Consider the following 26,120-nt stretch of genomic DNA (forward strand, 5'->3'; position numbering starts at 1 on the left):
GGATATTTCCTCGATTATCGGTGTTGTCTCTGGAACGGGGTTTGTGATGGGAACCATCCTTCTGGGCGGCAGTATCATGATGTTTTTCAACATCCCTTCCATTCTCATCGTTGTGGGTGGAACCATCGCCTCCACCATGATTGCCTATCCCCTGGCGGATATTATGAGCATATTCAAAAGCGGAATGAAGGTTTTCATCTTTAAAATCGAGCAGCCCGAAGACATCATTGCCAATCTGGTGGAAATATCCAATAAGGCCCGGAAAGGGGGATTGCTTTCCATTGAGGGTGACATCCAGACCACCCCTGATCCCTATCTGGCCCAGGCCCTGCAGATGACTGTAGATGGGGTTAAAACCGGGGATATCGCCGCTATCATGCAGAAAAAAATGGCCCTGACCAAAAAGAAACTCGATCTTGGCTCGGACATGTTTTCCAGCATGGGGTCCTATGCCCCGGCATTCGGCATGATCGGAACCCTGATCGGCCTGGTCCAGATGCTGGCCAATCTGGACGACCCGTCTTCCATCGGGCCTAAAATGGCCGTGGCCATGATCACCACCTTTTACGGGGCTGTCATGGCCAATCTGTTTTTCATTCCCATGGCCGATAAACTTACCGGACGGGCAGACCTGGAAATCACCAATATGAATATTATCTTTGAAGGCATCATCTCCATCCGGGAGGGAGAGCATCCCAAGCTCATGGAGGATAAGCTCAAAGTATATCTGGCAGGCGGCAAGGGCAAGGAAGAAGAAAAAAAATAAAGTAACGGGCAAAGATTATGGCTGAAGATAAAGCAGGAGAAAATGAAGAGGAAATACGCCTGACCCAGCCTTCCCAGGAAGATGGGAAAAAGGTCGTTGAGGGTGCTCCGGAATGGATGTGTACCTTTTCAGATCTGGTCACGCTCTTGATGTGCTTTTTTGTCCTTTTGTTCGCCATGAGCACCACCCAGCAGGAAACCTATAAAGAACTGGTGAGATCCCTGAGAAGTGCCCTTGGCGCCCAGTCGGTTCCGGAGTCCGGTACCCGGGAGGGACTGACCATGCACTCGGTTCCTTCAGAAGAGCCCTCCGAGAGCCAGCAGATCGATGAACTGGGCGGCATGATCGAAAAGGAAATGGAGGACATCGTCTCCGAGGTCAGGGAACTGGTCCTGTTCAACAAGCTGGGCGGGGAGGTCAGCGTCACCAAGAACGATGACGGAGTGGTGATCACCATGTCGGATCTGCTGCTCTTTGATCAGGGGGGGACCCGATTGTCGGCAAAGGGAATGGATATCCTGGGAAAAGTAGCTGCGGTCCTTTCCAAACTGGCCTATCATGTAAAGGTAAAAGGGCATACTGACAGCTCCCCCATATCCTCCAACCTTTTTCCTTCCAACTGGGAACTCTCCACTGCCCGGGCCTCCACGGTGGTCCGGCTCCTGGTGGCCAATGGGGTGCCGCCCCGGTACATCTCGGCGGAAGGCTATGCCCAATACCATCCCGTGGCCACCAATGACACGGCCATGGGAAGGGCAAGGAATCGGCGGGTTGAAATCGTATATGAAAGGGATTCCATTGCCCGGCAGTTTGCCGACATGAAACCCCGATAGGCTCTATCTTTCGGTTGCTCCGGATTTACAGGGGAGTATTTCGTGTCTTTGCATCTTCCAGTGCGATTTCAAGTTCGGCCAGACCGATTTCTGACATGGTGAGGATATCGGCCTCCCTGGAGCTGGCAATCCCTGAAAGATTCTCTTCCGGGTCATTTCTTTCCATCTTGTGGCACACGGCATCTGTCAGCCGGATCACCACCAGCATCATATTTGTCACATCAAAATCCTCCCTGTGGTGGTCCCTGGCAATAATCCGGTAAGGATCAGGCAGGTTCCACTTGGTCAGGAGGTTGTACCCCAGGGACGGGTGGAGGCTGGCCAGGATCTTTTCAATGAGCTGGGGCGGCGGTTTAAAGGATTCGGTTTCGGAGATGAGCAGTTTTTCAATGGCGGTCAGCAGATAGAGCTGGCCCATGTCATGGAGAAGTCCGGAGATAAAGGCCCTGGGAATGAGGTCATTCAGGGCCAGATATTTCACCGTCCACAATGAGCCCATGGCGCAGGACAGGGAGTGGTTCCACAACCGTGTCTGGTAGGATCGGATCTGGGGGATTTCGGATTTAAAATTATTCTTGTGCATTTCCTGCATAATGATATTGACCATTTCATGCTGGCCCAGGCGGAGCACGGCATCCTTGAGGGTTTCTACGTCTCCGAGTCCGCGATAAAAAGGGGAGTTCGCGGTTTTCAGTATCTGGCCGGTCAATGTAATGTCTCTGCTGACCAGGCGGGTCAATTTGCTGAAATCCATGTTCTCCCGGGTGGCTTCATTTTGAATCTCCAGGGATTCGGGGCTCAGCACGGGAAGGGAGTCTTCTTTTTTGATCTGGTTTTTGATCAGATCAATTATACTTTCACTTCGATCCATTTTTTTAGATTACTCCTAATAGTCTGTTGATTTCATGGACTGGCCTGGGGGGGACAAGCCTCGGGATACATCTGAAGGCCTCTTCAAAGGTTGTGATTCCCTTGGAAATTTTAGACAGGGCATCTTCCATCAGGGTGACAAACCCGGCCGTCTCAATACTGATCTTTCTGAGTTCGTAACTGGCTCTGGACTCAAGAATGGCCGCCTTTATGAACTCGTCCAGGACCAGCATCTCAAATACGGCCACCCGGCCTCTGTAGCCGGTGTGATTGCAGGCGGTGCATCCCCGGCCCTTTAGATACTCATATTTCCCGATGTCCTGGGCGGTGTAGTTGAGGAATCTCATATCCCATGAGGTCGGCTTATACGCCTCACTGCAATGGGGGCAGATCCGTCTTAACAGCCTTTGGGCCAGGACACAGGAGAGGGTGGATGAAATCAGGAACGCGTCAATGTCCATGTTCATGAGCCGGATCAAGGCACTGACGCTGTCTTCGGTATGAAATGAGGTGAGGACCTTATGTCCGGTCAGGGCGGAATTGACCGCTACATTGGCCGAGAAATTATCCCTGATTTCACCGATGACAATTACGTCGGGGTCCTGGCGGACCACATGACGGAGGGTTTCGTCAAAGGTCCGGTTGATGGTGGTATCGATGGAACATTGGGAGATGCCTTCCACCATGTACTCCACCGGATCTTCAGCCGTGACAATGTTGATCTGGGGATTTGCGATATCAGATACACAGGAGTAGAGGGTGGTGGTCTTTCCCGAACCTGTGGGGCCGGTGATGACCATGACTCCGCTGGGGGCGGTCAGCACGTCTTTTTTGAACCGGTCCAGCATCTTGGGCTGCATGCCGATATGGTCCAGGCGGATGATCTGGTCGATGCGGTTCAGGATTCTCAGAACGATTTTTTCACCGAATACGGTGACAAAAAAAGAGGCCCTTAGATCGTAATTGTTGCCGTCGTGTTCAAAAGACATCCGGCCGTCCTGGTGGCGCCTTTTCTCAGCGATATTGGCCTTGCACAGGATCTTTATCCTGGCGGTCACCATGTTGGCGGCATTGATAGCAAATATCTTAAAGGGAACCAAGATGCCGTCAATCCGGAATCTGACCTGGAGACGTTCTTCAAAGGGTTCAATGTGAATATCGCTTGCCCCCTGGTCAATGGCACTTGAGATAATGGATTCCACGATACCGATGGCCGTGTTTTCATCCACGTCGGCCCGGGACCGGAGCCGGCCCGCACTGACTTTTTCCAGTTTTTTCTCTATGAGATAGGGAGAGGCGATACCCGGGATGAAATTGCTGCCGAAAAGTTTCTGGGCCCCCTGAATATCGGATTTGGAAAAGGGGTCCATAAAGGCGAGAAGGGTCTTTCCGTCTTCCTTTCTGATGGGGATAAAATGGTTGGATATGCACCATTTGATGGGGATGTTTTCAATGAGTTTCTTATCGATCTCCTCGGTGACCAGATCGATGAAAGGGAAGCCCAGCTGAACGGAAAGAGCCTCTATGAAGTCCGCCTCGGTCATAAACTGGTTTTCAACGATCACCTCGCCCAGCCGTTTGTTCTTCTGACCTTTCTGGATGCTCAGGGCGGCATTGAGTTTTTCCCGGCTCAGGTACCCGAGTTCCATGAGAAGGTCGCCGATCTTCAGGGAAAGGTGATTGGCCCGCAACACCTCTTTTAGTTGTTCCGCCTCGACATATTTCAGATCTTTGAGGGTATCGATAAGGGTCTTCCCGGATCCGAGCTTGGCGTGTACCCGCATGGCATACCTGGCGTTTTCCTCGGACAGCAGTCCCTGGGCGATCAGCAAAGATACGATTTCACCGGGTTGGATCTTTTCTTGTCCCATTCGCTTACCCTTTCACGGTTTGTTAAATTCGTACTCCTGAATCAGACCGGAAGTCCCGGTCTTTATGTAGCATCGAAAAGTATGTTTGAATTTAACAGCAAGGTACGGGGAAAGTCAAGCGGGACAACCCGTGGCCAGAGATCCTCTGTCTTGAGTGTTCAAAAACGGCGTCTGTCTGAACTTGAGTCGGGGACTGCGGGATTTATTCGTCTGAAGCTCGGTCGAGTCTGGCCTTTTCCCGGGTTACGATCCGGATCAGATCTTGGGCAGGAATATCTTTTTTCATCCCGGGGCAGGATCCGGCCATGGCGTTCCAGTTCTCAGGGTTTTTTATCAGGGTCAGGATAAAGGGCCAGGCCCTGCACATATAGGGTTTGACCGGGTGGATGGTGCATTGTTTTTCCGGGTCAAAGAATATGCAGCGGCCGTCTTCCCCCTGGGTCAGAACCGGCCTGGAGCCGGCCATATCACAATAGTCATTTATGAAGTTGTCGGGATCGGCCTGGATAAACCGGGCGATTGAAACCCGGTCATGGTCCGTGACATAGGTGCCCCCGAACCCACGGCAGCATTCTCCGCAGAGTTTGCAATCAAAGATATCTTCAGGGTTTTGGTATTTAGAATCCATATCGCTTTTCCATCGCCTGTTGCATGGTCAGGGGATCGACGTATTGAAGGTCCCCGCCCATGGGGATTCCCGAGGCAATCCGGGTGATCCGGATATTTTTTGATTGGAACCGGTTCGATTTCATCCGGTTCAGGATATAGGTGGCCGTGGCCTCCCCTTCCACATTGGTCCGGGTGGCCAGGATGATTTCCCTGACGTTTTCCGAATCTGCCCGGGCAAACAGCTCTGCCAGCCGGATATCATCCGGGCCGATACCGTCAATGGGAGAGAGGGCCCCTCCCAGGATATGGTAGGTCCCGGAAAAGGATTCGGATTTTTCAATGGCGGCCATGTCCGCCGGATTCTCAACCACACAGATCACGGAAGAGTCCCGCCGGGGGTCGGTGCAGATGCTGCACCGGTCCCTGTCACTTAAGTTGAAACAGACCGAACAGAGTTTCACCTTCTTTTTCAGTTCCACAATGTCGGCGGCCAGGGCGGCTGCCTCGTAATCCGGGGCGTGGAGAAGATGGAGGGCAAGCCGCTCTCCGGTTTTTTTCCCGATCCCCGGCAGGGTGGAAAAGCTGCGGATCAGTTTTGTAATGGCTTCGGGATAATGGTTCACGGAGGATCAAAGGCCCGGGATATTCAGGCCGCCGGTGAGTTTGTTCATTTCGGAAGAAACCATCTCCTGGGACCGGTTCAGGGCGTCGTTGACCGCAGCCTGGATAAGGTCCTGGAGCATTTCAATATCTTCGGGATCCACGATTTCCTTTTCCAGGACAATGGATTCAATTTTCTGGCTGCCGTTGGCAATGACCTTGACCATTCCGCCGCCGGCAGATGCTTCCACGGTTTTTGTGGCCAGTTCCTGCTGGGTCTTGAGCATCTTCTTCTGGAGCTTCTGGGCCTGTTTCATCATATTGTTCATGTTTTTCATTTTATCTCCTCCTGCCTGATTCTTATCATAATTTTTAAAAATGATTATTCATACATCAAGGTTTGACCTATCGGCCACTAAATAATTTTCCCGTCAAACATCCTTATGGCGTCCTGCACAAGCGGATGGCCCATGGCAGCCTGTTTGGCCTTGATTGCATCGTTCTTTTTTTCCTGGGTTTCCATGGGGTGGTTTTCCGATACGATATTGACGGCCAATGTCTTGCCCAGAAAATCCCGGCAAAGGTCCGCCAGTTCTTTTTTCTTATTTTCCAGCCTGGACTTGTCAAAAGCCGAGCAGTTTTCAAGTTCCGCCACGATCCTTTTATCATCGGTTTCTTTGACTCTTGCCCCTGTCAGCAGGACGAAAATAAAGGGCAGCCTGCTTTCGATGTGGTTTAAAAAGCCCTGCCAGGTCCTGGGGAGATCCGGTACATGAGTCTCCTGGGCCGGTTCGGGAACCAAAGGCACGGTCCCGGGAGGGGGCTCAGGCAAAGGGGTCTCGGGTTGCATTTCCTGTCCGGAACCCCAGGATTCCCGGCCCTCCCGGACATTCTCAATGGGATGGACTCTTTTCTCCGGGGCCTGCTTTCTGGGGCGGGCCTCATCCTCTGTCCGGGGCTGGCCGGTCTGAACGTTTTTTGCCAGAAAGTCCAGGCGTTGGACAATCAGGTCCAGGTCCGCATCCGGTCGGATCCTGAGCATTTTCAGGAGAATCATTTCAACGGCGGTTTTGGTATGGGAGGAAAACCTTATGATGGACTCTTCTTTTAGGAGAAGCTGGAGAAGCATGCCAAGGTATTCTCCGGAAATCTGGGAAACACTTTTTACAATCTGTTCTTTTTCCGTGTCCATGAGGTTCACGGGCGCCTGATCCGGTCCGCAGAGTTTGATTACACTCAGATTCCTGAAGTGGAGAATGATGTCGGAGTAGAATTTTTTCAGATCCAGGCCGGAATCATCCACCTTTTCGATAAGGTCCAGCAGGGCGGCTCCGTTGCGATCAAACACGGCAGAGGAGATGTCAAATAAAAGCTTCCGGTCCGGGATGCCCAGGCTGTCCACCACACTTTCAAGGCCGACCATTTCCCCGGGAGATGAAGAGAGGATCCTGTCCAGGAGACTTAATCCGTCCCGGACCGATCCGTCGGCCTCCATGGCGATATAGTCCAGGCCTTCGGGATCCACTGAAAATCCCTCTTCGGAGCTTAATTTTTTCAGGTGGCCGGATATGGCGGACAGGGGAATCCGGTTCAGGTCATGGCGCTGGCACCGGGACAGGATGGTGGCCGGGATTTTGTGAACCTCTGTGGTGGCAAAGATGAAAAGAACATGGGAGGGAGGTTCTTCAAGGGTTTTCAGCAGTGCATTAAAGGCTGCCGTGGACAGCATGTGGACTTCATCGATGATATAGATCTTATGGGGAGCCGATGCCGGCATATAGGCGACGTTCTCCCTGAGATCCCGGATCTGATCCACGCTGTTGTTGGAGGCACCGTCGATTTCAAATACGTCGGAGCAATGGCCCTGAATAATGTCTGTACATGTCTTGCACTTGTTGCAGGGAGAGGGGGTAGGCCCCTCCACACAGTTCATGGCCTTGGCCAGAATCCTTGCTATTGTGGTTTTTCCCGTCCCCCGGGGGCCGGTAAAGAGGATGGCATGGGCCACGCGCTCCGATGAAATGGCGTTTACAAGGGTCTGGGTAACATGTTCCTGCCCCAGGACCTCCTGGAAAGTCTGGGGTCGGTATTTTCGTGCAAGTACTTGATATGACATGGTGTCTGGTGTGATGAGTGGCGGAGAGGGAGGGATTCGAACCCTCGGTACCCGGTTAGGATACACACGCTTTCCAGGCGTGCACCTTCAGCCATCTCGGTCACCTCTCCGTTAAAATTAATTGAGGGGCAAAATAGTATCTTTTTTAATTTCTGTCAAGGCTTAAACCTCATCCTTGCCGCTAAAGATGAGAGAGTACTCTTGGGTGGGGCTGCCGGATTCATGGTTGATGATGAAAGGGGGGCGGACAATGCAGGGACCGTTCCCGTTTTTTATCCCCGATGCCAGGACAAGTTTGGCCGGTTCCGTTCTCCGGATATGGATGAACCTGAGCCAGTCCGGTTGAAATCCATGCCCGGCCATGGCCGAAAAGATGTCCGCCACTCTCTGGGCCGGGAAAATAATGGTGATGATCCCCCTGGGTTTAAGAAGCCTTTTGCCGTTGGAGAAGAGACTGTCCAGGTCGAGTTTGATTTCATGACGGGCCAGGGCTTTTTGGGGGTCGGGGTTGAGCCGGCCCGTGTCTTTTTTCTTAAAGGGCGGGTTTGAGATGATCCAATCCGAAGGCCCCTGGATCTCCTCCAGGTCCAGTAAACTCAGATCCCGGTGCAATACCCTGACCCTCTCCTTTAATTTGTTTTCTTCCATATTCCGGCGGGCAAACCCGGCCAGTTCCTCCTGGATTTCAATCCCGACGATCCGGACATCCCTGTGTCTCAATCCCAGAATCAGGGGCATGATCCCGCACCCGCATCCGATGTCGAGGATTTTATCCCCTGGACCGGGCATGATGTGGGCTGCGAGGATAAGGGGATCCATGGAAAACCGGTACCCGGTTTCCGGCTGCCGGATCTTGATTCGATGATTGAAAAAGGACTCAGGAGTGGATTTTTCCAATTTTAAATCTGATTTGGCTGATGAGTTCGGAATCGAGGTTCTTGTTAAGGTTGAGAATCATTTCCTGTTCAAGGAATTTGAGCTGGTGAATCCAGGAGGAGCTGGAAACGTTCACCATCAGGGTGCCGTCCTTGAACGCGTCGGGTTTGGCATTCATGGCAATGGGGCTTCCCACGGCAGTGTCCCAGACATCCCATATTCTTGTCATCTCCGTATCCATGGCAGGTCTGTACCGGCCAAGGGCCTTGCCCAGGACATCGGAAATATGGATCAGTTTGCCCTCTTTTTTATCCAACCCTTTGACCTCTCTTTGAAGATAAACCTTATCCTGAACTTATACCATGTTTGAATTTAAAGTATAGTTAATTATCGAAATCTAAAGCCTAATTTTTGAGAGACACTTGCCTTTTGGGGTTGATAATTATAAAACAGGCTATATTTTGCCTTCTGAAGCGTTTTATCTAAAACAATGAATTTAGATTTTTACAGGACATCTTTTATGAATTGGGATTGGGAAAAATTAAGGGAAAACCAGCAGAAATACGAGCAGAAAAAAGGGGATGGAGGGCCCGGGATGCCCAGGCCCCCCCAGATGGATGAACTCTTGAACAAGTTCAAGGGCTTTAAATTCCCGGGGATCTTTTTTGCGGGTGCCGTTCTTCTGGCTTTATATTTTGGATCTTCGACTTTTTTCACCGTTGACCGGAACGAAGTGGGGGTGATTCAGCGGTTCGGCAAGTATAACCGGCTTGCCCAGCCCGGGCTTAACTTTAAGTTGCCTTCGGGTATTGAAAAGGTCACAAAGGTGAATGTCAAAACCCCGGAAACAGAAGAGTTCGGGTTTAAAACCTACGGCAGTACGGATGCCTACCGGGGTTCTTCCGAGACGCCCCGGCAGGAGTCTGCTCTGGTACTGACCGGGGATCTGAACGTGGCCGTGGTCCCCTGGATCGTCCAGTACAGGAGAGCGGATCCCAGGGCCTATCTCTTTAATGTGAAGAACGTCAGGTCCCTGCTTCGGCATATGTCCGAGGCGACCATGAGAACCGTGATAGGGGATCGGAGTATCAACGAGGTGATTACCAAACGGGCTGAAATTGCCCTGGCTGCCAAGGAAATGCTCCAGAAGGAAATGGACCAGGCCGAGGCCGGGATCAACATCGTCACCATTGAAATGAAGAAGACCAATGTTCCGGAACCGGTACAGGCCTCTTTCAACGAGGTCAACCAGGCCATCCAGGAGAAAGAGCAGACCATATACAAGGCCAGGGAAGAGTACAACAAGGCTGTCCCCCTTGCCCGGGGTGAAGCCAAGCGGGTGATCAAGGATGCAGAAGGGTATGCCATTGACCGGGTCAACCGGGCCCAGGGGGATGCCGCAAAGTTCACGGCCATATACAAGGCCTATGCAACGGCCAAGGACGTGACCAAAAAGCGGATGTACCTTGAATCCATGATGGAAATCGTGCCCAGGCTGGGATCAAAGTATATCATCGACTCTGACCAGAAGAACCTGCTGCCCTTCTTAAATATGGGGGGGGCTTCCATGATTTCCAAAGACAAGTTCCTTTCAAAAGGTGAATAACGATATGAAAAATAACAATATTACAATTGCGGCACTGGTAGCTGTGGCGGTTCTGGCAGTCCTGGTTTATAGTTCCGCTTATGTGGTGGACGAAACCGAGCAGGTGGTCATTGCCCAGTTCGGGCGGATCATGGGAGAGCCGGTAAGGGAGCCGGGACTGAATTTTAAGATCCCCTTTATCCAAAAGGCCAATTTCTTTCCGAAAAATCTTCTGGAATGGGACGGGGATCCGGGTCAGGTTCCCACAAAGGATAAGACCTATATCTGGGTGGATACCTTTGCCCGATGGAAGATCAGCGATCCTGTGGTCTATTTCCAGACCGTCAAGGACGAGTTCTCTGCCCTGAAACGATTGGATGATATCATTGATCCGGCCATGCGGAACCTGGTGACCTCCTTTCCCCTGGTGGAAAGCGTGAGAAATACGGACCGTTCCATGGATACATTTGAGACCAATGCGGACGGGACCACCGACGGGAATGAAAAAAGCCGGATCCAGTATACCATTAAACTGGGTCGGGATGAAATTACCCGGAAAATCGTTGCTCAGGCAAGGGACAAGCTTAAAAAATTCGGCATTGAGCTGGTGGACGTGAAGATCAAGCGGATCAATTATATCGACAGTGTCAGAAGATCGGTCTACGACCGGATGATCGCTGAAAGAAACCAGATCGCTGAAAAATTCCGGGCCGAAGGCAAGGGGGAAGCCAGCAACATCCGGGGGGAAAAGGAAAAAGAGCTTCAGGTGATCAAATCCGAGGCCTATAAAACAGCCCAAACCATCAAGGGAAAGGCCGATGCCCAGGCTACACGGATCTATGCCCAGGCCTATGGGGCTGATCCTGAATTTTATGCCTTTGTAAAAACCATGGAAGTCTATAAGAAAACCCTTGAAAAGGATTCCACCCTGATCCTGTCCACGGATTCGGATTTGATGAAGTATATGAAGGGATCTTCGGAATAGAACACTCCGAAATTCTTAAAGGTATATTTTGAGTATTGAGCTGGGGCCTGGCCACGGCTCAATACTCGCCATATCTTAACCGCTATTTTTTCTTTCTCTGATGTCTTGTCTTAGCGAGGAGCTTTCTGTGTTTATGCTTTCTCATTTTTTTTCTTCTTTTTTTCAATACACTGCCCAAACCAATCACCTCCTTTTTAATTGCTTATAATTTTCATTTGAATAGGTTAACTATTTACTATAGCATAGAGTATCCGGAATTTTCAATTGTTTTATTTAAAAGCAGATGCTCATGAAAGAATCGAGGTTTTTTAATCCCCAGGAGCTTCAAAGGGTGGAGAAGGCCGTCCTCATGGCGGAAGAACTTGTGAATAATTTTTTCAAGCTTTCCTCCGGCCAATGGCTGAAAAACCGGTATGATATTAAGACGGCCAAGGATCTGGCCGCCCACGAGCGGGTGGAGGGTCCCTTTGCCCAGGTCGTCAAATACGAGGGGAGAAAAAAAGGCGCTCCACTAAGTTCTTCCTCTTATAGTCTGTATACCATATGCATACAGGACCAAGCCATCCTTTTCCTGGAAGAAAAAAATAAAGAGATCCTGCTGGATGCTTTTCTCCTGTATATCCTGGTTCATGAACTGGTTCACGTGGTCCGGTTCTCCAGGTTCAAACACCGGTATGAAAATGCCTCTGAAGCCTCTGTGACCCTGGAAGAAGAGAGGAAGGTGCATGGTTTGACCTATGCCATTCTGGAGCCTGTGAAATTGCCGGGGCTTGCTCAAGTTCTTGGTTTTTATGAAAAATGGCGGAAACGCATCTAAACCTGATTTTTCAGTAAAAATTTTAGATGGTCTGTCTTGACAAGAAAAAAAGACTTATTATTTTAAATTTGCTTTTTCAAGCAGCTATGGAAAAACAAAAGACGAGAAAAAACGGAGACAAGACCAATGCCGGTTTATGAGTATCAATGTACGGAATGCGGTGAGATTCAAGAGGCATTCCAGAAAATTTCAGACCCACCCATTGAAACCTGTTCAAAGTGCCGGGGCCATCTCAAAAAATTGATCTCCCAGAGTTCTTTTCATCTGAAAGGCTCAGGTTGGTATGTTACGGATTACGGCGGAGCCAAAACCGGATCCGGAAAAGGACCTGAACCCAAAGAAACATCTACATCCAAGTCGGCGGATACAGCTTCTAAAAAGGTAGAATCTTCTAAATAATTAGGGGCTGAACCAAATATAGAACTGAGAAGTCAATTCTACAATTTAGTGAAACACAATGAATATTAAAAGGAGAAATGTATCATGAGTTTGAGACCATTGAGTGACAGAATTCTTGTTCAGCGCGTAGAAGAGGATGAAAAAACCAAAGGTGGTATTATTATCCCGGATACGGCTAAGGAAAAACCTGCCGAAGGCAAGATCATGGCAACCGGAAACGGCCGCATGGGGGAAGACGGAAAACTGCTTCCCATGGATGTAAAAGTCGGTGACAGGATTCTGTTCAGCAAGTACGGCGGAACCGACGTAAAGATCGACGGCATTGACTATCTGATCCTGCGTCAGGATGATGTTCTTGGAATTATTGAATAATTTAATACATAATTAAGAATGGAGAACCTTTAAAATGGCTAAAGAAATTAAATATGATGCAAAAGCACGTGAGGCGATGCTCAAAGGCGTTAAAGCTCTTGCAGATGCCGTTGTGGTAACCCTTGGACCCAAAGGCAGAAACGTTGTTATTGAAAAATCCTGGGGATCTCCCAATGTAACCAAGGACGGTGTGACCGTTGCCAAAGAAATCGATCTTGAGGACAAGTTTGAAAACATGGGCGCCCAGATGGTCAAGGAAGTTTCTTCCAAGACTTCAGATATGGCCGGTGACGGTACGACCACGGCCACGGTTCTGGCAAGGGCCATTTATGAGGAAGGCCAGAAACTGGTCGTAGCCGGCAACAATCCCATGGGCATCAAGAGGGGGATTGACAAGGCTGTGGCAAAGATCGTTGAAAATCTTGAGACCCTTTCCAAGCCCACCAAAGATCAGAACGAAATCGCCCAGGTTGGAACCATCTCCGCCAACAATGATGAGACCATCGGAAATATCATTGCAGAGGCCATGGACAAGGTCGGTAAAGAAGGCGTCATCACCGTGGAAGAGGCCAAATCCATGGATACCACCCTGGATGTTGTCGAGGGCATGCAGTTTGACCGCGGCTACCTGTCTCCTTATTTTGTCACGGACAGTGAAAAAATGGTGGCTGCCCTTGAAAATCCCTTTGTTCTGATCTGCGACAAAAAAGTCTCTTCCATGAAGGATCTGCTTCCGGTTCTGGAAGAAATTGCCAAAACAGGCAAGCCCCTTGTGATCATTGCGGAAGATATTGAAGGCGAAGCTCTGGCCACCCTGGTTGTGAATAAATTGCGCGGTACGCTGAACGTCGCTGCTGTCAAGGCTCCCGGGTTTGGGGACAGAAGAAAGGCCATGCTGGAAGACATTGCTGTCCTTACCGGTGGCCAGGTGGTTTCCGAGGACGTGGGTATCAAGCTTGAAAACGTAACCGTCCAGGACCTGGGCCAGGCAAAGACCATTACCATTGACAAAGACAACACCACCATCGTTGACGGTGCCGGTTCCAGGGAAGCCCTTGAAGGCCGTGTGAAGATGATCCGTGCCCAGGCGGAAGAGACCTCTTCCGACTATGACAGGGAAAAACTTCAGGAGCGTCTTGCCAAACTGGTCGGCGGGGTTGCCGTCATCAACGTGGGCGCTGCCACAGAAACCGAGATGAAAGAAAAGAAAGCCAGGGTTGAAGATGCATTGAACGCTACCCGGGCCGCCGTGGAAGAGGGTATTGTTCCCGGAGGCGGTGTGGCTCTGGTCAGAAGCGTATCTGTCCTGGACAGCCTGAATCTGGAAGGCGAAGAAAAACTGGGTGTGGGCGTGGTTGCCCGGGCCATTGAAGAGCCCCTGCGCAAGATCGCAGACAATGCCGGTGTTGAGGGTTCTGTCGTGATCAACAAGGTGAAGGAAGGCAAAGGCGCATTTGGTTACAATGCCAGAACCAATGTCTATGAAGACCTGATTGAAGCCGGTGTCATTGATCCCAAGAAAGTGGTCCGTTTTGCACTGCAGAATGCAGCCAGCGTTGCATCTGTCATGCTGACCACAGAAGCCATGATCGCTGAAAAACCTGAAGAAAATGCAGGCGGAGGCGGAATGCCCGGCGGAATGCCCGGCGGCGGAATGGGCGGCGGAATGCCCGGAATGATGTAAGATGATCTGTCATTTTAAATGACCTAGGTCTTTTCGTCTGAGCTAGTATAAAATAAAGCCCCTTGAGTTCACTCAAGGGGCTTTATTGGTTGAAATTGGGCTTGACATGGATTCCACGCTCATATACTTAAATTGATGAAATTTTGTGTAAATCTTTACAGCCTGTTTATATCAGGCTTTTTTAGAGAGGTTTTATGGGCACTGAAACAATGGGGCTGCTTTACATGTTGAACGACGCCGGACCGGTGGTAAAGTTTGTCCTGCTCCTGCTCCTGTTTTTTTCAATCATCTCCTGGGCGATTATGTTCATAAAATTTAGATATGTCCGGAAAGCCTACAGGGAATCTTCAGACTTTACCGATATTTTCTGGCAGTGCCGGACCCTGGCCGATGCCTTTTCCAAGGCCAAGGCCCTGCGATCCAGCCCAATGGCCCGGATTTTCATTACCGCCTACATGGAAATGGCCAGGTCCGAGGGCAAGGACGGGAAGGAGACCAGGACACTAAAAACCGAAACTTCATATTTACATGCCATGGGCAGTATCAAACGGACCCTGAGACGGTCCATCAATGTGGAACTGCGGCGGCTGACCCAATTGGTCCCCTTCCTGGCCACTGCAGGGAATACCGCGCCCTTTATCGGGCTTTTCGGAACCGTCTGGGGGATTATGGGCACCTTCCAGGGCATCGGGCTGAGCGGCTCCGCCAGCCTGGCCGTGGTGGCGCCCGGTATTTCCGAAGCCCTTGTGGCAACGGCGGCAGGCCTTGCCGTGGCCATTCCTTCGGTTATCGGATACAACTATTTTACAGACCGGATCCGGGTGATGAACTCGGAGCTGGAGAGTTTTTCCTCGGATCTCTTGAATATCATTGAGCGGGATATCCAAAAACAGATGGAGGCATAATGCAGCTGGGATCCGGTAACGATCAATTCATGTCTGAGATCAACGTAACACCCTTTGTGGATGTCATGTTGGTTCTTTTGATTATCTTTATGGTAACCGCCCCCATGATGGTCCAGGGGGTGGACGTTGACCTGCCTGCCGCCAGTTCCGATCCCCTGCCCACGGACAAGGAGAACCTGATCATATCCATTGATAACGATCTCAAGGTCTATATCAACGACCAGGAAGTGAGTGCGGCCTTCTTGACCGAGAAACTCGGGGCGGTCCTGGAAAACATGGACTCGGGCGGGGTCTATCTCAGGGCGGACAAAAGGGTCCCCTATGGGATCGTGGTCAACATAATGTCCAAAATCAAAAAGGCAGGGGTTGAAAATTTGGGCATGATCACACTTCCCGACAATGAAGAAGAGTCCTGAAATTAAGGTATGGAATTCCGGCCCGGCTTAAAAGAGAGGAGAAAGCTTTTTCACGGCTTCTCCAGCCTTGAACTGGTGGATCAGGATAGGAAAACCCTGGCCCTGTTTCTCCTGGTCTCCCTTATGGTCCATGTTCTGTTTTTCATGGGTATTCTGCTTTTTCATCATTTTGAAAGGGTCAGGCCCCTGCCAAAGGTGATCCAGGTGGATCTGGTCTCCTTTACCCCCGGGCCCGAAGGGGGGGCAAAAATTCCCCAGGCCCCAAAGGCTCAGACCCCGGAACCAGAGGAAGCGGCCAAGACCGCTGAAATTCCTTTGGAGCCCCAACCCCTTCCAGACCCGGCCCCGGAGCCTGCCCCCGAACCCGTGGCCATGCTGAAGCCGGATATCAGCCTTAAAACCAAACCCAAGAACCTGAAAGAGATCATGGCGGCCCGGGAAAAAGAAAGAGAAAAGGAAAAAAAGAAGAAAAAACCCGAGAAGCGCCTGAAACCTAAGGTCGACCCTGAAAAAGAACTGGAAAAGGCCAGACAGAGGCTTGCCGAAAAGATCGATACCCAGAAGGAAAAGCAGATTTCAAACGCATTGAAAAGACTCAGGGAATCCGTGGAAACCCGCGGCAGCGGATCCGACCAGGGACAGGGCTCCGGCATGGCCAAAAAAGGATATAAACCCATAGATCTGTATAAAATGGTTTTGCAGTCGGCCATTGAACAAAACTGGGTGTTCAACGACGTTCTTGCCAGAATGGATCAGGGCCTCCAGGTCAGAATATTGATCAAGATATTGAAAAGCGGTGAGATTCGGGATATTACATATGAAACAAGATCCGGGAACCGGTATCTGGACGAGTCTGCCAAAAAGGCGATCAAGAGGGCAAATCCCCTGCCTGAACTCCCTCCGGGCATGAGATCCTATGACGTTGTCGTGATTTTTACACCAAAGGGTTTAAAATGAAAAACCTGCTTACACATCATATCTGCTGTATAATCCTAGGAAGTCTGGTTTTCTTTTTCTGTCCTGCCCAGGATCTTTACTCAAAAGAGGTGGATTATATTAATATCTATAATCCTTTTCTGAACAAGACCCCCATTGCCGTGACCCGGTTTAAGGCGTTTAACGGCAAAGATACGGAAATCAGGGGAGGGGAGAAAGCAGAGAACATTCTCAAAAAGGCCCTGGGGTTTACCGGATATTTAAAGGTAATGGATCCTGCCGCCTTTCTATCCGACCCGGCCCAAACCGGTCTCCAGCTGGGACAGATCAACTTCAGGGACTGGACCGGCATCGGGGCGGATCTTCTGGTGACCGGCGGGATTGAAGAGATCCAGGGTAAGGTCAAGTTCAAACTCAGGCTCTTTGATACCTTTAATGCAAAACTGCTGGTGGGAAAAATATATACCGGGCCTGAATCCCAGATCCGTAAGATGATTCACCTGTTCTGCAGTGAAATCTCCTATAAATTGACCGGCAAATGGGGGGTGTTCAACTCAAAGCTCTCCTTTGTCTCAACGGTAAAGGGGAATAAGGAAATCTTTACCTGTGAATTTGACGGGTTCAACATCCGCCAGGTGACTCGTCACAAAAGTATCAGTCTGTCTCCTGCCTGGTCTGATGACGGCCAATGGCTGGCCTATGTCTCCTATGCAAAGGGAAAACCGGATATCTACATTAAAAATCTGAAAACCAAGCGGGGCACCATCATCAATTACAAGGGGATGAATATCTCCCCGGACTGGATGCCGGGACAGATGAAACTTGCCGCTGCATTAAGTTTTTCTGGGGCCCAGGAAATATATTTGTTGACCCAGAAGGGAGAAATTATTAAAAAGATATCCAAAAGCTGGGGCATTAACGTGTCTCCGAGATTTTCACCGGATGGTAAGAGGATTGCTTTTACTTCCAACAGGGCCGGGACCCCACAGATTTACGTTAAGGATCTTGCAACCGGTGAAGCCCGGAGGGTCACTTTCCAGGGGCGTTACAATACGTCCCCGGCATGGTCCCCCGACGGCACCAGGATTGCCTATGTGGGCATTGAAAAGAACCGGATCAATCTGTTCATGATCAAGATGGATTCGGATCTGAGTTCGGGAATCGGCATTCCCATCCAGCTGACCCGGAACCAGGGAGATAATGAAGATCCCACCTGGTCACCGGACGGCGGCCTGATCGCATTTTCTTCAAACCGTGAAGGAGGGGTGTCTAGGATTTTTATAATGACAGCTGCAGGTACTGATCAGAGGCGGTTGTTCTCCCTGAAGGGAAAACAGACTCAGCCCAACTGGTCAGGGCCTATCAGTTCTAAAAATTAAAAGAAGTAATTCATTGATTCAAGGAGGCGTGATGAACAAAAAATTATGGTTACACCTGATGATGGCTATTCTTGTGGCTGGACTTTTTATGACTATTTCCTGCGCAAAAAAACAAGTCGTGTCCGAGTCCGCAATGGTGGAAGATCAGTCCATGACGGATGCAGATGCAAAAGCCAAGGCCGAAGCCGATGCAAAAGCCGAGGCAGAGAGAATCAAAGCCCAGGAACTTCAAGAGCAGATGGAAAAAGAACAGGCAATGAAAGAGGCCAAAATTGCCGCGGCAAAAGCCAGATTCCTGAATCAGAATATTCACTTTGAATATGACAGTTCAGCCCTGACCTCCATGGCCAAGATGATCCTGAAAGAAAAGGCTGCCTGGCTGGAGGCCAACCCTTCCGTTTCCGTTACCATCCAGGGCCATTGTGATGATCGGGGAACAACGGAATACAACCTGGCCCTGGGAGAGAGACGTGCCAGTGCCGTAAAGAATTTTCTTTCAGACCTTGGTGTGCCCAAGTCCCGTTTGAACACCGTCAGTTATGGCGAAGAACGTCCCCTGGACCCGGCACAGACCGAAGAAGCCTGGAGAAAGAACCGGCGCGCTCAATTTGTTTTAAAATAGTCCGAATACAGGGAAAGGTTCAGGCGAAAAAATATGCCTGAACCTTTTCCCGGTGATTTGCTTGGAGCTTGGTGATGAAACAATCCCTTTTATTGGCCAGTATCTGGCTGCTTGTCTTTTCCGGCTGTGTGGGTCAGGACAAGTATGTTCTGCTGGAAAACCGGGTGGCTTCCCTTGAGATGGAAAACAACCGGCAGCTCTCGGAACAGCAGAGTTTTTCCCAGAGAGAAGCCGGTCTCAAAGAAGAAATGGCCCGGATAAAAGAAGAACTTGACCAGAAAACAGGCGGGATCCAGGAAAGATATGCCGAGATCAACTATGAGTTGAAGCAGGCAAAGGAAAAATTTCAGCAGATGGATACCCGGATTCAGGAATTGAGTTTTAATCTGGGCACCAACAGTGCCAAACGCCGGGAAGATCTTGAAAAAGAACTTGAGCGGCTGGACGGGGCCATATCCAGGAATTACGAACGGCTGATCAAGCTGGAACGGTATATGGGATTTGAACCCATGGCCGGTAAAGGCGATGATCCGGATTCATCCGGAGTTATTTCTGAACCATCGGAAGAGATGTCTGAAACCCGGTTATACGATTTTGCCAAAACCCTTTTCGACAAAGGGGACATGGAAAATGCCAGGATCCAGTTTGAAAATTTTATCAATAAATTTCCGGATTCGAAAAACGCAGACAATGCCCGGTTCTGGATTGCCGATTCCTATTATGCTGAAAAATGGTATGAAAAGGCCATTCTGGAGTACCAGAAAGTGCTGGAAGACTATCCGGATTCCAACAAGACTGCCGCTGCAAGGCTTAAACAGGGGTATTCTTTTGCCGAACTGGGCGAAAAGGCCAATGCCAGACTGATTTTGAATGAGTTGGTCAAGCGGCATCCCAAGGCCAAAGAAGCCTCCTATGCCAGGGAAAAATTAAAGAGCCTCAACTAAACTCATCCATGATCAAAATAGTCGGTATTGACCCTGGATTGGCCGGCACAGGGATCGGCGTGGTCCAGGGTACGGGAAACCAAATTGCCGGATATTCCTTTGGCAGTATCTCCACCAGTCCAAAGGACCCCACCCCCCTGAGACTGGACACCATTTATTCCAAAATCCTGGAATTTCTTACGGATCAAAATCCCGATTATGTTGTTATAGAGGATATTTACTCCCTTGAAAAATATCCGGGATCAGGTATTATGTTGGGCAAAGTTTCAGGGGTCCTGCTGGTTGCGGCACACCGGGCAGGATTGCCCGTGGAAGAAATACCGGTCCGGGAGGCCAAGAAAATAATCTCGGGAAACGGAGGGGCAGATAAGTTTCAGATGGAGCGGGCCGTAAGAAATCTTCTCAATCATCCGGAGCCCATACGCCCGTTTCACGCCTCGGATGCCCTGGGGCTGGCATTGACCGGGTATTACAGGTATGGAAAGGTTCTATGATCGGGTATCTTGAGGGACGGGTCATGCGGGTTGAAGCAGAAGGGATCCTTTTGCTGGCCGGACAGATCGGGTTCGAAATTTTATTGAATGCAACCACCATTCAGCAGATCATGGGTCGATCTCAAGAGGACGAAACCATTGCCCTGTATATTTACTACCATGTCACGGAAAGACAACCCAAACCCATATTGATCGGTTTTGCTTCCCTGGAGGACAGGGCGTTTTTCCAGCTTTTCATCACCGTGGCGGCCATCGGTCCCATGAAGGCGGTAAAAGCCCTGACCCGGCCGACAGGGGAAATCGCCCTGGCCATCGAACAAAAGGACGTCTCATTTCTTTCCCAGCTCTCCGGAATCGGCAAACGGACAGCCGAAAAAATTATTGCCACCCTCCATGGAAAGGTAGAGGGATTCGTGACCCGGGTTTCAGAAAAGGATACCCCTGCCCGGGAGCCGATTTCTTCCAGCCTTCAGGAGGTCGCCGGCCAGGTGGAGGTGGTCCTGGTCGAACAATTGGGCCATTCCACTGCCTCTGCCAGGAGGATGATCAATGAGGCTCTTGCCCGGAACCAGGAGATCTCTACACCCGAGGACCTGTTTGATGAAATCTATAGGGAGAATCAATAATCATGTCAGAAGGGATCCTTTCCTTTTCGTCGAACAGCCCTGGCCCGGAAGATAGACTCGAACCGGGAGATAAAAAAGGGGTGGTGACATCCAGGAAACTCAGGGAGGACGGGGTTCCGGATATTATTTCCCTTCGACCCACCCGATTTGAAGATTATGTGGGGCAGAAAGAATCGGTGGAGACCTTGAAAATCGCCATTCAGGCCGCCAAACTCAGAAATGAACCCCTGGACCACATCCTGCTTCACGGTCCTCCGGGGCTTGGGAAGACAACGGTTTCCCATATCATCGCCAATGAAATGGGAAGTGATTTGACGGTGACCTCGGGGCCGACCCTTGAAAAAGGGGGAGATCTTATCGGGATACTGACCAATTTGGGAGACGGAGATATCCTTTTCATCGATGAGATTCACAGGATCCCCAAGGTGGTGGAAGAGTTTCTCTATCCGGCCATGGAGGATTTTGCCGTGGACTTTGTCTTTGACAAGGGGATCCATGCCCGGAGCCACCGGTACCGGCTCAAACGGTTCGTTCTGGTGGGGGCCACCACCCGGGTGGGATTGTTGTCTTCCCCTTTGCGGGACCGATTCGGGCTTTTCAGGACCCTGGATTTTTATACCTGTGAAGAGCTTCAGACCATTATCAAAAGGTCTGCACAACTGCTAGAAACAGAAATATCAGGTCAGGGTTGTATGGAGCTGGCCCAAAGGTCAAGGGGAACCCCGAGAATTGCCAACCGGCTGCTCAAAAGGGTCAGAGATTTTGCCCAGGTCCGGGCAAACGGACGGGTCACTTCGGAATCCGTCAAGGCCGCCCTCAGTCTGGAGGGGATTGACAGTCTTGGGCTGACCCGGCTCGACCGGAACTATTTACAAACAATTATTGATTTTTATAAAGGCGGACCCGTGGGGGTTGAGGCCATTGCCGCGACCCTCCAGGAAGAGACCGATACCCTGGTGGATGTGGTGGAACCCTTTCTTCTGAAGATCGGGCTTGTATTACGGACCTCCAGCGGAAGAAGGGCATCTGAAGAAGCGTATAAACATCTAAAAATAAAACCGGATGAATCAAGATGATGGTCTTAAATGAAAGTGGTTTTTAAATATTATTATCCCAGTATCTGTTTTTTGATCCTGGTGCTGACCCTGTCGGCCCCGTTTGTCTGTGCATCTGCTCAAAGGCCGGAAAATCAGCCTCCTTCCATAATTGAGTTGCCGGAAAATGAAAATGCCATCCTGGTGGAAAAGGAGAGCCAGATGCTTTATATCTATAAAGCAGGTCAGGGGTTTGACAGGTCCCTGGAACTTGTGTTCAGCGCCCCGTGTTCCACCGGTGAGGTATCAGGCCCAAAGATCGAGAAGGGGGATAAGAAAACCCCGGAGGGTATTTATTTTTTGATCGACGAGTTTGAGGATAAATATCTGGCCCCGGTATACGGCAAAAAGGCGTTTCCCACGGATTATCCCAATTTCATGGACCGCCGCCAGGGGAAAAACGGTTCAGCCATATGGATACACGGAACAGACAGGGCACTCAAGCCCATGGACTCCAACGGGTGTATTGCCCTGGAAAACGAAAATGTCATGGCCCTTTCCAATTACATCCGTCTCGATTCGACTCCCCTGATTATTGTAGATAAAATCGGGCAGGAAGAGTCTTTTCGGATCAAGGAAACCCGAACCAGAATCATGAACCTTGTCAGCGACTGGATAAAAGCCATTGAACGGGGTTCCTACCATGAATTTCTCTCTTTTTATGCACCTTCCTATGTGCCGGACATCTCCTGGTGGGAAGAGTGGCTCAAAATACGGGGAAGGGCGGTAAAACTGAAAAAAGAGTTAAGGCTGAATACCTCTGCCACCGGTATTTACAGACACAAAGACCTTTATGTGGTTCTCATGGATTTTGATCTGGCCTGGGGGGAAAAAAAGCTCAATCTTGGAAGGCGAAAGCTCTTTTTTAAAAGCCAGGAACCAGGCTATAAAATTGTGGGGGACATGTTTCAGATGAAAAACAAAACCTTTGCAGAGGCTGAAGTTCCACTTGTCGTGGCTGCACTGGAACTGATAAGCTCCCAACCCTCTAAGGAAGCTGCACTGGATACGGTCCGGGCCTGGCTGGCGGCTTGGTCTGCCAAGGACATGGATGCCTACGGGGCTTTTTATGTTCCTGGATTCCGGTCTGAAGGCATGTCCAAAAAAGCATGGATACGCAGAAAAAAAGCCCTGTCCAAGAGGTATGCCTACATCCGTGTGACCGGAGAAAATTTTAAAATATCCAAGAAAAAGGATGGGCTGGAGGTAACTTTTATGCAAAATTATGAGTCCAGCGGTTTTTCAACAAAGGGCGTCAAGCAATTGAAACTAGTTAACAAAGGTGGATCATGGAAGATATCTCAAGAGAACTGGAAAGGGAAATAGCCAGGGCAAAACCAGCTGAGCACAAAAGGTCCAGAAAAAAACGGATCCTTATTGTGGATGATTTCGGGGGGATGAAATCCGGCGGTTATCTGAGAGTTCTTGTAAAATTTTTATGGGTTTCAAGTGTCGTCTGTGCCCTGATTGCCGGCGGACTTTATTTTTTTTATGCGCATCTATCCGGAGAGAACCGTGTGCTTGCGGAAAAAGTGACTGTTCTGGAAAAAAAATATAAGAGGCTGGTGGAGGAAAAAGAGGTGTTGATGGCCCGGCTGGTCATTTCCGGTAAGGAGCCCAGGGTGGAACCGGGGTCCAAAGACCGGAAAGCGGTTCCGAAGAATGGGAAAAAAGAGCCATCCAGCGAGGAACTAAAGCAGAAGATCGCGGCCGTCACACCCGTAAAAGATCCAACGCCCAGCGCCGTGTCAAAATCAAATGAGAAAAAAATAGAGGCAGCCCCTGGGAAGAAAAAGATAGCGGCTGTCCAAAACCAGCAGCCTAAAGTTCAGGCGGAACCAGAGAAAATCCAGGCCCAAAAAACAGAGACTGATCCAGGGCCGAGCGGGAAAAGCTTAATCAACAGCGTGGCAGTGGAAAAATTCTCCATTACCCGTGATAAACTTGACAAACATCTTCTGGTGGGGTTTGACATCCGGAATGTTTCGGAAAAACCCGGGGGAGTTTCCGGAAGGATATTTACTGTCCTGAAGCCGGAAATCACCGGTCCGGAAAACTGGCTGGTGGTTCCGACGGTTCCATTGAAGGACGGAATTCCTTCCCTGCACAGGAAAGGGCAGTACTTTTCCATTGCCCATTTCAAGCCGGTGAGATTCAGGATCGAAAACGGGAAAAGCCCTGATTATTATAAGAAAGCGGCTGTGTATATATTTGACGAACAAGGAAAACTGATCTCTGAAAGTTTTATTGATATTCTGCCTGAAGAAACGGATCAGAACTGATGGAATTTAAAATTCTAAAAAGGCAAATTAAAAGGGGAGCCAGACCTATACATGGCCTTTGGGTCCACTCTTGTGCTGCGGTTATCCTTTTTTTCACGCTTCTGCCCGGCCTTGGTCTGGCCGGCCAGAGAACCCATACGGTCTATTTTGAGGGGCAGGAGAATGAACTCCATGTATACCGGGTCATCGGAGCCAGAAAAGGAAAAACCCTACTCATCATCGGAGGAATCCAGGGGGATGAGCCCGGAGGATTTCTGGCCGCGGATTTTTATGCAGATTTTGCCCTTGAAACCGGAAATCTCATTGTTGTGCCCCGGGCCAACTTTCCGTCCATCCTGAAAAACGAAAGACAGATCAACCAGGATATGAACCGGAAATTCATGGACGACCATACGGCCAACTACGAAGCCAAGGTGGTAAATGTACTTAAGGGACTGATCTGTGAGAGTGACTGCTTTTTAAATCTCCATGAAGGATCCGGCATATTCTCCCCCACATGGGAGGACAAGGACAGGAACCCCAAAAAATACGGGCAGTCCCTGATTGCCGATGATGCCCTGCTGAATCCAGGGGACGGTAAAAAACCGGTGAATCTTGAAATCATGGCCCAAAAAGTGATTGAAAAGATCAATATGAACATAAACAACGAATCTTATCTTTTTCATTTTAATAATCACCGGACAAGCCATCCTGATTCCCTTCACAAGGAGCAGAGGCGGTCTGCCACCTATTATGCCCATAATGTCTGCAAAATACCGGCTTTCGGGGTCGAGTCTGCCAAATCTCTGCCTTTAGAGCAGAAGGTCAGGCAGCACATCTACGCCATAAACGGATTTATGGAGGTCCTGGGTATCATCCCTGAGACCCCTGGGATTGATTTGAAAAAGCCGGAGATGCAGTACATGATCATCTCTGTGAATGATTCTATCCCCGTTGTTGTGGCCAAAATGCAGCACCTCAAGATTCAACAGGGGGACCGCGTCTTGGTCCATGACATCGTGGCCAATTATGAGCGGGGTCTGAGCGTGGATGTCCTGGGGGTGGGAAATGAATTTAACGATTTGAAAAAAAAGCTTAAAATCGTGGAATCCACCAGAATCGAGGCCAAAAAGGATTCCTATGCCTGCGGCAGTGTGTTTTTGGACGTGGCCGAGGGAGAAGCGGCATCTGTCCCCGATAGGGGGCCGGTTAAACTGGCCGTGGAAGAGTCCCGGAAAGAAAAGACCATATTGTATAAGCTGAAAATAAACGGAGAGACCATCATTGCAGACAATTACAGCCATGTGGCCGTAAATTACGGGGATAAGCTGGTGATCGAAGATATCATCACCGGGCAGATCGATCCCTCGGAGTATGTGGTGAATTTCAAGGGGTTTGTGGGGAATAAATCCAAGAATAACGGTGAAGACCGGGGGTATGTAATCGATACAGCTGCCGGAGTTCTGATGCAGGGATATTCACTTGAAAAACAGGGCAGGCGCTATCATATACTGACAACTTTTAAGGGCAAAGAAGTCGGTAGAGTTTATATAGACATTCAATCTTAAGGCGGCAAGGAGACTGATCGTGGCAAAGACCAATAAACAAAATTTGTCAATCATTGACAAGGAACTGAAAATCGACGGCTCGATTTCAAGCACGGGTAAGCTTATCATTAAAGGGCAGGTGACGGGCACCATTGAAGGGGATGCAGTGATCATTGCCGAAGACGGTATCGTCAACTCCAGTTCCACCCGGGTGGCCAGCATTACCATCGGCGGCAGGTTCCAGGGAGATATCTCCGCATCCAAGGAACTGATTATTCTTGCCACCGGCATCTGCTCCGGAAAGGTGGAATGCAAGGATTTGATTGTGGAAAACGGCGGAGTGCTAAATGCGGAAGTCTCCTGCAAGACATCCAGCAAGCTGTCAAGCCCAAAGGAAAAAAATTCAATTGTCCCGGGCCTGAAATCAGAAAAAAGAATTGAATTATAAAATTTCCTTGACTTTAAAAGGGAAATCAGGTAAATGTTGCGGGTTGTGTTTACGAAGAGGAGCAA

30 protein-coding genes and 1 tRNA gene are annotated in these 26,120 nt (G+C 49.9%); 21 read left to right on the forward strand and 10 right to left on the reverse strand.

Translation table 11 applies throughout. From position 1 onward, the window contains the following. Positions 1 to 46: 46 nt before the first annotated feature. Both F608_RS0123590 and F608_RS0123595 read left to right on the forward strand, forming a co-directional pair. The gene (locus F608_RS0123590; RefSeq protein WP_244154319.1) at positions 47 to 766 is read left to right on the forward strand and encodes a motility protein A; all 720 of its coding nucleotides are present in this window, start codon (positions 47 to 49) and stop codon (positions 764 to 766) included. A gap of 17 nt (positions 767 to 783) precedes the next feature. Further along, positions 784 to 1,599: an OmpA/MotB family protein gene (locus tag F608_RS0123595; RefSeq protein ID WP_022668196.1), complete on the forward strand. Its 816-nt coding sequence runs from the start codon at positions 784 to 786 to the stop codon at positions 1,597 to 1,599. Between the two features lie 25 nt (positions 1,600 to 1,624). Here the strand turns inward: F608_RS0123595 and F608_RS0123600 are convergent, their stop codons facing one another. The 9 genes from F608_RS0123600 to F608_RS0123640 form a co-directional block, all read right to left on the reverse strand. Beyond that, positions 1,625 to 2,470, reverse strand: coding sequence for an HDOD domain-containing protein (locus F608_RS0123600; RefSeq protein WP_022668197.1), 846 nt, complete (start codon positions 2,468 to 2,470; stop codon positions 1,625 to 1,627). A 4-nt stretch (positions 2,471 to 2,474) separates the two neighbouring features. Next, positions 2,475 to 4,340: a GspE/PulE family protein gene (locus F608_RS0123605; protein ID WP_022668198.1), complete on the reverse strand. Its 1,866-nt coding sequence runs from the start codon at positions 4,338 to 4,340 to the stop codon at positions 2,475 to 2,477. A 202-nt stretch (positions 4,341 to 4,542) separates the two neighbouring features. Next, on the reverse strand, positions 4,543 to 4,968 hold the full coding sequence (locus F608_RS0123610) for a YkgJ family cysteine cluster protein (protein WP_022668199.1): 426 nt from the start codon (positions 4,966 to 4,968) through the stop codon (positions 4,543 to 4,545). Next, on the reverse strand, positions 4,958 to 5,572 hold the full coding sequence (gene recR / locus F608_RS0123615) for a recombination mediator RecR (RefSeq protein WP_022668200.1): 615 nt from the start codon (positions 5,570 to 5,572) through the stop codon (positions 4,958 to 4,960). The genes F608_RS0123610 and recR overlap by 11 nt, the downstream gene beginning before the upstream one ends. Positions 5,573 to 5,578: 6 nt before the next feature. After that, positions 5,579 to 5,887, reverse strand: coding sequence for a YbaB/EbfC family nucleoid-associated protein (locus tag F608_RS0123620; RefSeq protein WP_022668201.1), 309 nt, complete (start codon positions 5,885 to 5,887; stop codon positions 5,579 to 5,581). Between the two features lie 77 nt (positions 5,888 to 5,964). Further along, positions 5,965 to 7,665: a DNA polymerase III subunit gamma/tau gene (gene dnaX / locus F608_RS0123625; RefSeq protein WP_022668202.1), complete on the reverse strand. Its 1,701-nt coding sequence runs from the start codon at positions 7,663 to 7,665 to the stop codon at positions 5,965 to 5,967. Positions 7,666 to 7,683: 18 nt separating this feature from the next. Then, a tRNA-Ser gene (locus F608_RS0123630) sits at positions 7,684 to 7,775 on the reverse strand. Positions 7,776 to 7,827: 52 nt separating this feature from the next. After that, a complete protein-coding gene (locus F608_RS33140) occupies positions 7,828 to 8,562 on the reverse strand; it encodes a tRNA1(Val) (adenine(37)-N6)-methyltransferase (protein ID WP_022668203.1) in 735 nt (244 codons plus the stop codon). Further along, on the reverse strand, positions 8,543 to 8,857 hold the full coding sequence (locus tag F608_RS0123640; RefSeq protein WP_022668204.1) for a DciA family protein: 315 nt from the start codon (positions 8,855 to 8,857) through the stop codon (positions 8,543 to 8,545). The genes F608_RS33140 and F608_RS0123640 overlap by 20 nt, the downstream gene beginning before the upstream one ends. 204 nt (positions 8,858 to 9,061) lie before the next feature. Between F608_RS0123640 and hflK the strand changes: the two genes are divergently transcribed. After that, positions 9,062 to 10,147 (forward strand): FtsH protease activity modulator HflK, encoded by a 1,086-nt coding sequence (gene hflK, locus F608_RS0123645; protein WP_022668205.1) that lies wholly within the window; start codon positions 9,062 to 9,064, stop codon positions 10,145 to 10,147. Positions 10,148 to 10,151: 4 nt separating this feature from the next. Then, a complete protein-coding gene (hflC, locus tag F608_RS0123650; RefSeq protein ID WP_022668206.1) occupies positions 10,152 to 11,111 on the forward strand; it encodes a protease modulator HflC in 960 nt (319 codons plus the stop codon). 82 nt (positions 11,112 to 11,193) lie between these two features. Here hflC and F608_RS35920 read toward each other — a convergent pair whose 3' ends face one another. Next, on the reverse strand, positions 11,194 to 11,298 hold the full coding sequence (locus F608_RS35920; RefSeq protein WP_482156182.1) for a 30S ribosomal protein bS22: 105 nt from the start codon (positions 11,296 to 11,298) through the stop codon (positions 11,194 to 11,196). Positions 11,299 to 11,400: 102 nt separating this feature from the next. Between F608_RS35920 and F608_RS0123655 the strand changes: the two genes are divergently transcribed. From F608_RS0123655 to F608_RS0123735, 17 genes are all read left to right on the forward strand, one after another. After that, positions 11,401 to 11,928, forward strand: a complete 528-nt coding sequence (locus F608_RS0123655; RefSeq protein ID WP_027363062.1) for a hypothetical protein — start codon at positions 11,401 to 11,403, stop codon at positions 11,926 to 11,928. 126 nt (positions 11,929 to 12,054) lie between these two features. Then, positions 12,055 to 12,327 (forward strand): FmdB family zinc ribbon protein, encoded by a 273-nt coding sequence (locus F608_RS0123660; protein ID WP_022668208.1) that lies wholly within the window; start codon positions 12,055 to 12,057, stop codon positions 12,325 to 12,327. An 84-nt stretch (positions 12,328 to 12,411) separates the two neighbouring features. Continuing rightward, a complete protein-coding gene (gene groES / locus F608_RS0123665; RefSeq protein ID WP_022668209.1) occupies positions 12,412 to 12,699 on the forward strand; it encodes a co-chaperone GroES in 288 nt (95 codons plus the stop codon). Between the two features lie 34 nt (positions 12,700 to 12,733). Then, positions 12,734 to 14,383 (forward strand): chaperonin GroEL, encoded by a 1,650-nt coding sequence (gene groL / locus F608_RS0123670; protein ID WP_022668210.1) that lies wholly within the window; start codon positions 12,734 to 12,736, stop codon positions 14,381 to 14,383. A gap of 194 nt (positions 14,384 to 14,577) precedes the next feature. Further along, entirely contained in the window at positions 14,578 to 15,288 is a 711-nt protein-coding gene (tolQ, locus tag F608_RS0123675) for a protein TolQ (protein ID WP_027363063.1), read from the forward strand. Continuing rightward, positions 15,288 to 15,704: a protein TolR gene (tolR, locus tag F608_RS0123680; protein ID WP_022668212.1), complete on the forward strand. Its 417-nt coding sequence runs from the start codon at positions 15,288 to 15,290 to the stop codon at positions 15,702 to 15,704. Before tolQ ends, tolR begins: the two co-directional genes overlap by 1 nt. Positions 15,705 to 15,713: 9 nt before the next feature. Next, positions 15,714 to 16,661 carry an energy transducer TonB gene (locus tag F608_RS33145; protein WP_022668213.1) on the forward strand — a complete coding sequence of 316 codons (948 nt, stop codon included), beginning with the start codon at positions 15,714 to 15,716 and terminating at the stop codon, positions 16,659 to 16,661. Then, positions 16,658 to 18,019: a Tol-Pal system beta propeller repeat protein TolB gene (gene tolB, locus F608_RS0123690; protein WP_022668214.1), complete on the forward strand. Its 1,362-nt coding sequence runs from the start codon at positions 16,658 to 16,660 to the stop codon at positions 18,017 to 18,019. Before F608_RS33145 ends, tolB begins: the two co-directional genes overlap by 4 nt. Before the next feature lie 31 nt (positions 18,020 to 18,050). Then, positions 18,051 to 18,641, forward strand: coding sequence for a peptidoglycan-associated lipoprotein Pal (pal, locus tag F608_RS0123695; RefSeq protein WP_022668215.1), 591 nt, complete (start codon positions 18,051 to 18,053; stop codon positions 18,639 to 18,641). Positions 18,642 to 18,715: 74 nt separating this feature from the next. Next, entirely contained in the window at positions 18,716 to 19,585 is an 870-nt protein-coding gene (gene ybgF, locus F608_RS0123700) for a tol-pal system protein YbgF (protein WP_022668216.1), read from the forward strand. 8 nt (positions 19,586 to 19,593) lie between these two features. After that, on the forward strand, positions 19,594 to 20,079 hold the full coding sequence (locus F608_RS0123705; protein ID WP_022668217.1) for a crossover junction endodeoxyribonuclease RuvC: 486 nt from the start codon (positions 19,594 to 19,596) through the stop codon (positions 20,077 to 20,079). After that, positions 20,076 to 20,705: a Holliday junction branch migration protein RuvA gene (ruvA, locus tag F608_RS0123710; protein ID WP_022668218.1), complete on the forward strand. Its 630-nt coding sequence runs from the start codon at positions 20,076 to 20,078 to the stop codon at positions 20,703 to 20,705. The genes F608_RS0123705 and ruvA overlap by 4 nt, the downstream gene beginning before the upstream one ends. A 2-nt stretch (positions 20,706 to 20,707) precedes the next feature. Next, positions 20,708 to 21,781 carry a Holliday junction branch migration DNA helicase RuvB gene (gene ruvB / locus F608_RS0123715; protein ID WP_022668219.1) on the forward strand — a complete coding sequence of 358 codons (1,074 nt, stop codon included), beginning with the start codon at positions 20,708 to 20,710 and terminating at the stop codon, positions 21,779 to 21,781. Positions 21,782 to 21,790: 9 nt separating this feature from the next. Continuing rightward, positions 21,791 to 23,125: a L,D-transpeptidase family protein gene (locus tag F608_RS0123720; protein ID WP_022668220.1), complete on the forward strand. Its 1,335-nt coding sequence runs from the start codon at positions 21,791 to 21,793 to the stop codon at positions 23,123 to 23,125. After that, positions 23,089 to 24,081, forward strand: coding sequence for a hypothetical protein (locus F608_RS0123725; protein ID WP_022668221.1), 993 nt, complete (start codon positions 23,089 to 23,091; stop codon positions 24,079 to 24,081). Before F608_RS0123720 ends, F608_RS0123725 begins: the two co-directional genes overlap by 37 nt. Further along, positions 24,081 to 25,628 (forward strand): M14/M99 family metallopeptidase, encoded by a 1,548-nt coding sequence (locus F608_RS0123730; protein ID WP_022668222.1) that lies wholly within the window; start codon positions 24,081 to 24,083, stop codon positions 25,626 to 25,628. The genes F608_RS0123725 and F608_RS0123730 overlap by 1 nt, the downstream gene beginning before the upstream one ends. A gap of 19 nt (positions 25,629 to 25,647) precedes the next feature. Further along, positions 25,648 to 26,055, forward strand: coding sequence for a bactofilin family protein (locus tag F608_RS0123735; RefSeq protein WP_022668223.1), 408 nt, complete (start codon positions 25,648 to 25,650; stop codon positions 26,053 to 26,055). Positions 26,056 to 26,120 lie beyond the last annotated feature (65 nt).

Source organism: Desulfospira joergensenii DSM 10085, assembly GCF_000420085.1.
Classification (GTDB): Bacteria; Desulfobacterota; Desulfobacteria; order Desulfobacterales; family Desulfobacteraceae; genus Desulfospira; species Desulfospira joergensenii.